This window comes from uncultured Microbacterium sp. (genome assembly GCF_963521695.1).
GTDB lineage: Bacteria > Actinomycetota > Actinomycetes > Actinomycetales > Microbacteriaceae > Microbacterium.
On record NZ_CAUQWC010000115.1, the window covers coordinates 1 to 10345 of the forward strand.

Consider the following 10345-nt stretch of genomic DNA (forward strand, 5'->3'; position numbering starts at 1 on the left):
CCCCCTACACCGTGTCGCGCGGTGTCGTCGTCACCGCCGACACCGACAGCGCGATCTCGAGCTTCGCCGACCTGTCGGGGAAGACCACCGCCCAGTCGCTGACGAGCAATTGGTACGAGCTGGCCACCGAAAGCGGCGCCCAGGTCGAGGCCGTCGAGGGCTGGGCGCAGGCCGTCGCCCTGCTCAAGCAGGGGCGTGTGGATGCCACGGTCAACGACCAGCTCACCTACCTCGACTACGAGAAGACGAACAGCCCCACGGGCCTGAAGATCGCCGCCGAGACCGACGACACCTCGGAGAGCGCCTTCGCCTTCAAGAAGGGCCAGGACGCCCTCGCCCAGGCTGTCGACGGTGCGCTCGAAGAGCTCCGCGCCGACGGCACGCTCGCAGAGATCAGCGAGAAGTACTTCGGCGACGACGTCACGCAGTAACGACCGGCTGTAAAGCCCCGCGGATCGATCGTCTCCCGCCCCTAGCGTGGGAGTCGGTCGGTCCGCGTCCGCGTGTGCGCCAGCGTCCGCGGGCAGGATCCGGGCGGTGCGCCCGCAGGAGGAAGGAGGCCCATGAACGACATCTGGACGCTGATGCTCGATTCGTTCTGGCCGATGGTTCTGGCGGGGCTGCGGGGCACCATCCCCCTGTCGCTGGCCTCGTTCGTGATCGGTCTCGTGATCGCGCTGTTCATGGCGCTGCTGCGCCTTTCGCCCAACGTGGTGCTGTCGGGCATCGCCCGGTTCTACATCTCGATCATCCGCGGCACACCGTTGCTGGTCCAGTTGTTCGTGATCTTCTACGGTCTGCCGTCGCTGAACATCACGATCGACCCGTTCCCGGCGGCGGTCATCGCCTTCTCGCTCAACGTCGGCGGTTACGCCGCGGAGGTCATCCGCGCGGCCATCCTCTCGGTCCCCCGTGGACAGTGGGAGGCGGCCCACACCGTGGGCCTCTCGCCGGCCAAGACGCTGACGCGCATCATCTTGCCGCAGGCGGCACGCGTGTCGGTGCCGCCCCTGTCGAACACGTTCATCTCGCTCGTGAAGGACAGCTCGCTGGCATCCCTCATCCTGGTCTCGGAGCTGTTCCGCCAGGCCCAGAACATCGCCGCCTTCTCGTACGAGTTCATGGCCGTGTATCTGGAGGCTGCGCTCATCTACTGGCTGTTCTGCCTGGTGTTGTCGTTCGGGCAGAACGCCCTCGAGAAGAGGTTGGACCGCCATGTCGCCCACTGAGAACCCTCTGCTGCAGGTCACGGGGCTCGAGAAGAGCTTCGGCGCGAACCGTGTGCTCGCCGGTGTCGATCTCGAGGTGCGTCGCGGCGACGTGCTCGTGCTGATCGGACCGTCGGGGTCGGGCAAGACGACGGTGCTCCGCTGCCTCAACGGCTTGGAGACCCCGAATGCCGGAGTCGTGGCGTTCGAGGGAGGGCCGCGCGTCGACTTCGGGGCGAAGGTCACCAAGCGCGATCGGACGGCGCTCCGTGATCGCTCGGCGATGGTGTTCCAGCACCACAACCTGTTCCCGCACCTGACGGTGATCCAGAACGTCATGGAGGGGCCGGTGCAGGCGCACGGCGTACCTCGAGCCGAGGCAGCGGAGCGGGCGGAGAGGCTACTGGCCCGCGTCGGTCTGTCGGAGAAGCGGAACGCCTACCCGTCCGAGCTGTCGGGCGGTCAGCAGCAGCGGGTCGGGATCGTGCGCGCACTCGCCCTCGAGCCGCAACTGCTGCTGTTCGACGAGCCCACCAGCGCCCTCGACCCCGAACTGGTCGGGGAGGTGTTGACGGTGCTCCGCGAACTCGCGAACGAGGGGTGGACGATGGTCATCGTCACGCATGAACTGGGCTTCGCCCGCGAGGTCGCCGACGAGGTGCTGTTCTTCGACGAGGGCGTGATCGTCGAGCGCGGAGCGCCGTCCGAGCTGCTGCGGCAGCCGAAGAAGGAGCGCACGCGGCGCTTCCTCAACCGCCTGCTGCGTCCCCTCGACGGCCCCGACCCCGCGGCGGGCGACGGGGCCTGACGCCGGCCGCGGCATGAGGCCCCGATAGCGCGGCGACGGACCAACCCGCCGCGAGACGATCCCGGCGCGGAGTAGCGTCGGAGCATGCGACGCCTCGAAGGTCTGCTCGGAATCGACACGCCCGTTGTGCTCGGCCCGTTCGGCGGTCTCTCGTCCGTCGCGCTGACCGCGGCGGTCAGCGAAGGCGGTGGCCTCGGGTCGTTCGGGCTCTACGGCTTCGCGCCCGAACGCATCCACGACACGGTCACCGCGCTGCGCTCGGCGACGTCGGGCCGCATCGCGGTGAACCTCTGGTGGCCCCGCGGCGACGAGGTTTCACCCGCCGACGTCGACGTCGCCCCGTTCGTCCGTGCCGCCGCCCCGCTCTTCGCCGCCGCCGGTGTCACCCCGCCCGCGCCCCCGGCATCCTTCATGCCGACGCTCGCCGACCAGCTCGACGCGGTCTTCGACGCCCGCCCCGACGTGCTGAGCGTCGTCTTCGGCATTCCGGATGCCGACACCCTCGCCCGCGCCAAGGCACTCGGCATCCGCGTCATCGGAACCGCGACGTCTGTCGCCGAGGCGGTGGCGCTCGAGGCCGCCGGTGTCGACGCGGTCGTTGCGACGGGGTCGGAGGCGGGGGGACACCGGGTGTCGTTCCTCCGCGACCCTGCGCACTCGCTCGTCGGCACCTTCGCGCTGGTGCCCCAGGTCGTCGATGCCGTCGGCATCCCGGTGATCGCGGCGGGCGGCATCGCCGACCGTCGGGGCGTCGCGGCGGCGTTCGCGCTGGGAGCCGAGGGCGTTCAGGTCGGCACGGCGTTCCTGCGCACCCGGCAGTCCGCCGCGACGGACGGCCACCGGGCGGCGATCGGTGCGGCCGTCGATAGCGACACGGTATTGACGCGGGCGATGAGCGGACGGCTGGCCCGTGGCATCCCCAACCGGGCGATGCGCGAGATCGAGGCGGCGGGCATGATCGCACCGTTTCCGGCGCAGAACTGGCTCACCGGGGTGTTCCGTGCCGCGGCGACCGCGTCGGGTGACGCCGATCTGGTGTCGCTGTGGGCCGGGCAGGCGGCGGCGCTGGCGCGTCTCGACGACGCCGCGGCGGTCCTCGCCGAACTGCGCGCCGGGCGTCCCGGCTGACCACCCCGGCGCCGCCTGGACTTCGCAGAATCGCGCCGATCTCGCAGGGTTCTGGCCGAGAGATGCGAATATCGCGTTCTCTTCCGCGTTTCGCGAGCCCGCTCCCGTACGCGGCGCCTGGTCAGGCCGTCGCGTGGATGTCGAAGCCGTCGGGAGGTGTCTCGCTGCTCTCCACAGCGTCGACGCGGTCGACCTCTGCTGATGGTGGCCCGACGTGGGCCCAGGCGACCACGGTGTCGACGGTTGTCGCATCTCCCGCGATGAGCGCCTCGACCGAGCCGTCTCGACGGTTGCGCACCCAGCCGCGGGCACCCGCGCGCTGCGCTTCGTTCTGCAGGGCGTAGCGGAAGCCGACGCCCTGCACCCGCCCGTGCACCGTGATCGTCACCGCTCGCATAACGCCATTCTCGCGGACGGAGCGGGGGTCCGCGGGTTTGGGGCGGATTCGGCGCTTTGGGGCGGGCGGATTCCGCCCCAAGCGGCGGATCGCGCCCCGAAGCAGTCACTCGGCGACACGCGCTGCGGCCGGGTGCGGGGAGCGGTCGGGTGAGCGGGTTTGGGGCGGATTCGGCGCTTCGGGGCGGGCGGATTCCGCCCCGAGTAGCGGATCGCGCCCCGAAGCAGTCACTCGGCGACACGCGCTGCCGCCGGGTGCGGGGAGCGGTCGGGCGGGCGGGTTTGGGGCGGATTCGGCGCTTCGGGGCGGGCGGATTCCGCCCCAACTGGCGGATCGCGCCCCAAACGGCGGACCGCGCCCCGAACGGCGGATCGCGCCCCGAAGAGGCGACGGCCACTATCCGCGCGGCCCCGCCGCGTCAGTGCGGCAGCACGAGCGAGAGGGCGATCGCGAACATCACCACGGCGATGACCGCGTCCAGGATCCGCCACGCGCGGGGGGTGTCGAGCCACCGGCCGAGGTAGCGTGCGCCGAATCCCAGCGCCGAGAACCACACGAGGCTCGCGATGCAGGCACCGATCGCGAACGCCCAGCGGTCTTCGCCGTGAGTGGATGCCACGGAGCCGAGCAGGAAGACGGTGTCGAGGTAGACGTGCGGGTTGAGCCACGTGAGCGCGAGGCACGTGAGCACGGTGGTGGTGAGCGTCGTGCGGATGCGCAGTGCGGTGCCCCCGGCATCCGTCGTCGCGGGCGTCGCCGTATTCACCCGCAGGGTCTCGCCGCTCGGGCGCAGGGCCCGCCGGGCCGCGAGCGCGCCGTACCCGACGAGGAATGCGGCTCCCGCCCAGCGCACGACCACGATCAGCCACGGAACGGCCTGCAGGACGAGACCGATCCCCGAGACGCCCAGCAGAATCAGCACGGCGTCGGAGATCGCGCACACCGCGACCACGGCGAGCAGGTGCTCGCGCCGCACGCCCTGCCGCAGCACGAACAGGTTCTGAGCGCCGATGGCGACGATGAGCGAGAAGCCGAGGCCGAGACCGGCGAGCAGGGGGGTGAGCACGTTCCGACGCTAGAGCGACGCAGCACACAAGACCAGCTCACGATTCTGCATGACCATTAGCATCGCTTCATGTCCATCCCGCTCGACCTCGCCCGCACCCTCGCTGTCGTCGTGGAGGAGGGGACACTGGATGCCGCCGCCCGTCGTCTGCACGTCACCCCCTCCGCGGTGAGTCAGCGCGTCCGCGCCCTCGAGGACCAGCTGGGGCGGGTCGTGCTCGTGCGCTCCAAGCCCGTGCGCACCACCGAGGCGGGGGATGCGGTGGTGCGGCTCGCGCGCCAGCTCTCGCTGCTGGAACACGACGCGCTCGCGGCCATGGGGGCGGAGGGCGGGTCGGTGGCATCCGTGCCCCTGGCCGTGAACGCCGACTCGCTCGCCACCTGGTTTCTGCCGCCGTTGGCCCGGGTCGCGGCCCGTCGCCCCGTCGTGTTCGACCTGCACCGGGACGACCAGGATTTCACGGCGGGACTGTTGGAATCGGGGACAGTCATGGCCGCCGTCACTTCGCGTGAGGCTCCGGTCGCCGGGTGCCGGGTGCGGCGGCTGGGGGTGCTGCGCTACGAGGCGGTGGCCACGGCGGGTTTCGCGACGCGGTGGTTCGCCTCCGGCGCCCACCCGGACGCTCTCGGCGCGGCGCCGGTGGTCGACTTCGACCGGCGCGACGACCTCCAGTCCCGTTGGCTCGCCCGCCGAGGCGTGGCCGCGGCGGGGCCACCGCGCCACCGGGTGCCGGCATCCCAGGACTTCGCCACCGCGATCGAATTGGGGCTCGGGTGGGGGTTGCTGCCGGGCTTCCAGTCCGCGGCGGGCTTGGCGGCGGGTGCGCTGGTGCGTCTGGGCGAGGACCCCGTCGATGTGCCGCTGTTCTGGCAGCAGTGGAATCTCACCTCGCCACTGCTCGACGACATCGCCGACGAGATCGTCGGGGAGGGGCGTCGCGTTCTCGCGGCTTAGGGTCAGACGTCGCTGACCCGCAGCACGATCTTGCCGCGGGTGTGCCCGCGTTCGAGCTCGGCGTGAGCTGCGGCCGCCTCGGCCAGGTCGAACACGCGGTCGATGTAGACCCGCACCGCACCCGAATCCAGCAGGCGCGCGATCGTCGCGAGCGCGCTGCCGTCGGGGATCGTCTTGTAGTCGGTGCAGCGGATGCCGCGGGCCGCGGCCGCCTCGCGGAACCCGGGCCACGCGCCGGTGGGGACCTCGATCAGCAGTCCGCCCGGACGGAGGACGTCGAGCGAGCGGGTGCCGGTGTCGTCGGAGACGTCGCCGATGAGGTCGATGACGACGTCGACATCGTCCAGCACATCTTCGAACCGTGTCGAGGTGTAGTCGACCACCTCCGCCGCACCGAGCTCGCGGAGCCACTCGAGATTGCGCGGCGACCCGGTGGCGATGACGTGCGCGCCGAAGTACGCGGCGAACTGCACCGCGAAGTGACCCACTCCGCCGCCGCCCGCGTGGATGAGGATGCGCTGCCCCTGGTGGGCGAGCGCCGTCTCGACGACGATTCCCCACGCGGTGAGGGCAGCGACCGGCACTCCCGCGGCCTCGACGTGCGAGAGGGAGAGGGGCTTGCGGGCGAGCGAGAGGGTCGGCACGACGACGTACTCGGCGTACGCACCAGCGGTGCGGGGGACGGCGGCCATGCCGTACACCTCTGTGCCGACCGGGAACGGGTGCGCGTCGAAGGGGGCGCGCACGACGACACCGCTGACGTCGAGCCCGAGCACCGCGGGCCAGGTGTCGATGGATGCCGACATCCCGCGTCCGGCGCGCGTCTTGGCGTCGATGGGGTTGATGCCCGCCGCGACCACGCGCACGAGCACCTCGCTCAGCACCGGCTGAGGCACCGCGGTCTCGGCGATGTGCAATACGTCGGCTCCCCCCGGCGCATCGTAGACCACCGAACGCATCGTCTCGGGCACCGGCGGAGCCGGGTGCAGGGCGGTCTCAGGACGCGTCGATCGGAATCTCATCGGGCGCTCTCTCTCGCGGGGTGTTCGCAGTCGAGGCGGCCCCGCCCCGACCATCCCAGTCAAGCGCGTCATTGTCTCGATGGTGTTTCGCCGCCGTCACCGTGTCGCGAAGTCCGAGTTCCCGCGGGCGCGCCGAGGGGCGTCGATGGCGGGAGGAGGCTGAGCTCGTCGAAGCCTCCGGGCGAGCGGAGGGACAGGGTGGCGCGGGTGTGGCCGGCCGGGCGGTCAGTCCCGGACCGGGACCTCGCCGACCGCCAGCGCGTGCAGCAGTGTCGAGAGGTGGCGGATATCGTCGATCGACCAGTCGGCGATCGCCTCGAAGAGCCGGCTCTCGTGCGGGGCGCGAGCGTCGGCGAGCCGGCGATGACCGACCTCGGTGACGGCGATGAGACGCGAGCGGCCGTCGTTGGGATCCGGGGTGCGGGTGACGAGCCCGAGATCTTCGAGCTCGGTGATCGATCGGCTGAGGAAGCCCTTGTCGGCCGCCAGGCGCTCGGCCAGGGCCGAGAGGGTCAGCGGTCCGAACCGGCTCACGACGGAGAGCGCCTTGAACGTGGCCGGAAGCATTCCGGGGCTCACGCGTTCCGCCGCCTCGGAGACGAAGCGGCGGAACACGGTCATGAGCTCCGAGAACGACGATTCCAGGGCCTGCACGGCCACTCGGCGGTCATCGGTCACGTCGCTCATCACGTCAGCCATCCTCTCCCATCTCGGCCCCGCGGTGGGTGCGGGAGGAGCCTGCGGCATCCAGGGTCCGCACCGAACCGGTGGCGGAGAGGGCGGCGTCGTCAGCACGGGGATCGTCTGCGGCATCCAGGGTCCGCACCGAGCCGGTCGCGGAGAGGGTGGCGCCGTCGGCACGGGGATCGGCTGCGGCATCCAGGGTCCGCACCGAACCGGTCGCGGAGAGGGTGGCCATGGCCGCGGGGACGGAGACGGTGGCGAGATCGGCTTCGCTGGCCGCCACGCGCTCGCTCGTGGTCATGCGGGTCAGCGGCCGGTTCGGCAGGAACAGGATGGCGATGAGGCTCACCACGGCGACCGGCACCGCGATGAGGAACGAGTGCGCGATGGACTGCGCGTAGATGTCCTCCACGATGATGCGGACGCTCTCGGGCAGCGCCGAGACCTGCGGGATCGTTCCCGACTGCAGCGACTGGGCCACGGCGGCGCCGTTCGCGCCCAATCCCATGATCGCTGCCTGCAGGTCTGCCTCGCGGTCGGTGAACAGACTCGTCGCCATGCTGGCGAGGGCGGCTCCCATGACCGAGACGCCGATCGTGCCGCCGAGGCTGCGGAAGAACGTCACCCCCGAGCTCGCGGCACCCATCTGCGCAGGGTCGGCGGTGTTCTGCACGATGAGCACGAGGTTCTGCATCGTCATGCCGACGCCTGCGCCGAGGAAGAACATGTAGAGCGAAACCAGGGCGAAGTTGGTGTCGTAGTGGATGGTCGACAGCAGGAACGATCCCGCGATGAGCAGCACCCCACCCGCGATGAGGTACGGCTTCCAGCGGCCGAAGCGCGAGATGAGCGCGCCGACGACGATGGATGCCACGAGCAGGCCACCGATCATCGGGATGGTCATGACGCCGGCCTCGGTGGGCGTGGCGCCGCGGGCCATCTGCATGTACTGGCTGAGGAAGACCGAGGTGCCGAACATCGCCAGTCCGGTCGCGATGGACGCGATGGTGGCGAGCGTGAAGGTCGCGTCGCGGAACAGGGTGAGAGGAACCAGCGGCTCGGAGGAGCGCAGCTCGACGACGATGAAGAGGACCGCTGCGAGTACGGCGCCGCCGACCATGAGCGTGGTCTCGAGGCTCGCCCAGTCGAAGGTGGTGCCGGCGTTGGTCACCCAGATCAGCAGCAGCGATACGGCTGTCGACAACAGCACGATGCCGACGTAGTCGATCTTGACCTTGCGCTTGGCGCGTACCGGTAGGTGCAGCGTGCGCTGCTGGATGAGCAGGGCGGCGACGGCGAAGGGGAGGGCGACGAAGAAGTTCCATCGCCAGCCGAATGCGTCGGTGATGACGCCGCCGAGGAGCGGGCCGCCGACGGTCGCGACGGCCATGACCGCACCGAAGAGGCCCATGTACCGGCCGCGCTCGCGGGGGCTGATGATGTCGGCCATGATCACCTGGCTGAGGGCGGCGAGGCCGCCGGCGCCTAGACCCTGCACGGCACGGAAGGCGATGAGCATCTCGGTGTTCTGCGAGAACCCGGCGGCGGCGGTGGCCAGCACGAAGATGGCGATCGCGACCTGGATGAGCACCTTGCGGTTGAACAGGTCGGCGAGCTTGCCCCAGATGGGGGTCGAGATCGCGGTGGTGAGGAGGGTCGCGGTGATGACCCAGGTGTAGGCGTTCTGGTCGCCCGACAGGTCGTGCACGATGACCGGCAGCGACGTCGAGACGACCGTCGAGGCGAGCATCGACACGAAGGTGCCGAGCAGCAGCCCGATGAGGGCCGGGAGGACACGCCGCGGGGCGGCGGTCTCGGGGGAAACGGTTGTCATGCGGAACTCCACGTGGGGGACGGATGCCGCGACGACGATGGCGCGATTGGTTGACTGATGTCAACGATACGCCAAATGCTTGACTTGCGTCAACTATTAATCGAGGAGCGCGAGGGCCCGATACCTCTCCGTGGGTTCCGGGCGCACGGGCTCGGGCCGCGGTTGGCGCGTCTGCATCGTGCGGCGGTAGAGCTCGTCGATGAGGGACGTCGCCAGGTTCACCAGCTTGCCGATCTCGCGCTCGTCGCGGTCGATCCACTGGCAGCGGGGTTCGTCGTGCAGGGGAACGAAACCGTCGTGCTGCTCCCATGCCACGAGGGTGCGCTCGGCGCCGAGCACGTGCTGCTGCCACCAGATCTGCCGCATGTACGTGCGGGGGATCGAGCGCCACGCCTTGTTGGTGGTCTTGATCTCGGCGAGGACGACGCGTCCTTCGCCGTTGACGACGACGCCGTCAGGGGTGGCGAGGTGACGCTTCTCGACGACCGCGTGGTACAGCGCGGAGGAGGGGCGGATGCCGTGTGTCGCCGCGACCCAGGCGGCGATCTCGGGTTCGCGTCGACGGCCGTGGGCGGTGAAGGCGTTGCCCGAGAAGTTCGAGCCCATGAGCTTGGCATCCGCCGCTCGGGAGATCGCGTTCGGGCTCGTCAGGGTCGCCACATCGGTGGCGGTGATCCCGCGGGATCGCGCGCGGATCCAGGCCACCCGATCGCGGGAGTCGGCCACGATCCGTGCGTCGAGATCGGCGCTTCGGGAGGCGACGAACTCGGGGGACATGCCTTCGACCCTAACCCCGCTCGCGCGTGGACCCGATGCGAACCTCGGCGCGTCGGCATCCGGGGTCTTGTGGTGTAGGTAAGGGTGCCCTAAGTTGATGGGCATGACTCCGGATGCCGCTTCGCTGCGCCGCCCCGACGGCGGCCGCTGGTGCGATCTCGAGGGAGCGGTGCTGCTCGGCGGCGACGCGCAGAACCTGCCCGAGATGCGGCGCATCGCCGCCGCCCTGTCGCCCGCAGCGCACGTGACGGTGCTGGTGGAGGTCTGCGGATCCGACCAGGTCGGCGTCATCGACGCGCGTGAGGGGCGGGTGAGTTGGCTCGATCGGTCGCTCGACGGCGGGCTCCGCCCGCGCGGCGAACGTCTCGCGCAGGCCATCCACGCCTGGTGTGCCGAGTGGGCCTGCGGCGACGACCCGGTCTGCACGGTCTGGCTGGGCGCCCGCACACCGTCGCGCATCGTGCGCA

The 10345-nt window shown here is 70.6% G+C and carries 11 protein-coding genes and 1 pseudogene; 6 read left to right on the top strand and 6 right to left on the bottom strand.

Features of this window, described 5'->3' with window-relative positions; all coding sequences use genetic code 11:
* The 4 genes from RWP81_RS09795 to RWP81_RS09810 all read left to right on the top strand — a co-directional run.
* The coding region (locus tag RWP81_RS09795; protein ID WP_314455494.1) for a transporter substrate-binding domain-containing protein at positions 1-431 on the top strand (431 nt) is incomplete at its 5' end.
* Positions 432-563: 132 nt separating this feature from the next.
* Positions 564-1229: an amino acid ABC transporter permease gene (locus tag RWP81_RS09800; protein ID WP_055956045.1), complete on the top strand. Its 666-nt coding sequence runs from the start codon at positions 564-566 to the stop codon at positions 1227-1229.
* Complete coding sequence (locus tag RWP81_RS09805; RefSeq protein WP_314455500.1) at positions 1216-2016, top strand: amino acid ABC transporter ATP-binding protein; 801 nt, start codon at positions 1216-1218, stop codon at positions 2014-2016. Before RWP81_RS09800 ends, RWP81_RS09805 begins: the two co-directional genes overlap by 14 nt.
* Before the next feature lie 84 nt (positions 2017-2100).
* Positions 2101-3144 (top strand): nitronate monooxygenase, encoded by a 1044-nt coding sequence (locus RWP81_RS09810; protein ID WP_314455503.1) that lies wholly within the window; start codon positions 2101-2103, stop codon positions 3142-3144.
* Between the two features lie 121 nt (positions 3145-3265).
* Here the strand turns inward: RWP81_RS09810 and RWP81_RS09815 are convergent, their stop codons facing one another.
* Both RWP81_RS09815 and RWP81_RS09820 read right to left on the bottom strand, forming a co-directional pair.
* Positions 3266-3541, bottom strand: coding sequence for an acylphosphatase (locus tag RWP81_RS09815; protein ID WP_243224240.1), 276 nt, complete (start codon positions 3539-3541; stop codon positions 3266-3268).
* Positions 3542-3959: 418 nt separating this feature from the next.
* Entirely contained in the window at positions 3960-4607 is a 648-nt protein-coding gene (locus RWP81_RS09820; RefSeq protein WP_314455508.1) for a LysE/ArgO family amino acid transporter, read from the bottom strand.
* Positions 4608-4676: 69 nt separating this feature from the next.
* Between RWP81_RS09820 and RWP81_RS09825 the strand changes: the two genes are divergently transcribed.
* On the top strand, positions 4677-5561 hold the full coding sequence (locus tag RWP81_RS09825; protein ID WP_314455511.1) for a LysR family transcriptional regulator ArgP: 885 nt from the start codon (positions 4677-4679) through the stop codon (positions 5559-5561).
* 2 nt (positions 5562-5563) lie between these two features.
* Here the strand turns inward: RWP81_RS09825 and RWP81_RS09830 are convergent, their stop codons facing one another.
* From RWP81_RS09830 to RWP81_RS09845, 4 genes are all read right to left on the bottom strand, one after another.
* The gene (locus RWP81_RS09830; protein ID WP_399540579.1) at positions 5564-6583 is read right to left on the bottom strand and encodes an NADP-dependent oxidoreductase; all 1020 of its coding nucleotides are present in this window, start codon (positions 6581-6583) and stop codon (positions 5564-5566) included.
* A 225-nt stretch (positions 6584-6808) separates the two neighbouring features.
* Complete coding sequence (locus RWP81_RS09835) at positions 6809-7270, bottom strand: MarR family transcriptional regulator (protein ID WP_314455513.1); 462 nt, start codon at positions 7268-7270, stop codon at positions 6809-6811.
* 4 nt (positions 7271-7274) lie between these two features.
* Positions 7275-9101, bottom strand: coding sequence for an MDR family MFS transporter (locus RWP81_RS09840; RefSeq protein ID WP_314455516.1), 1827 nt, complete (start codon positions 9099-9101; stop codon positions 7275-7277).
* Positions 9102-9197: 96 nt separating this feature from the next.
* The gene (locus RWP81_RS09845; protein ID WP_314455518.1) at positions 9198-9878 is read right to left on the bottom strand and encodes a YqaJ viral recombinase family protein; all 681 of its coding nucleotides are present in this window, start codon (positions 9876-9878) and stop codon (positions 9198-9200) included.
* Positions 9879-9981: 103 nt separating this feature from the next.
* Here RWP81_RS09845 and RWP81_RS09850 point away from each other — a divergent pair.
* Positions 9982-10345, top strand: a pseudogene (locus tag RWP81_RS09850) (SIP domain-containing protein); the annotation flags it as partial.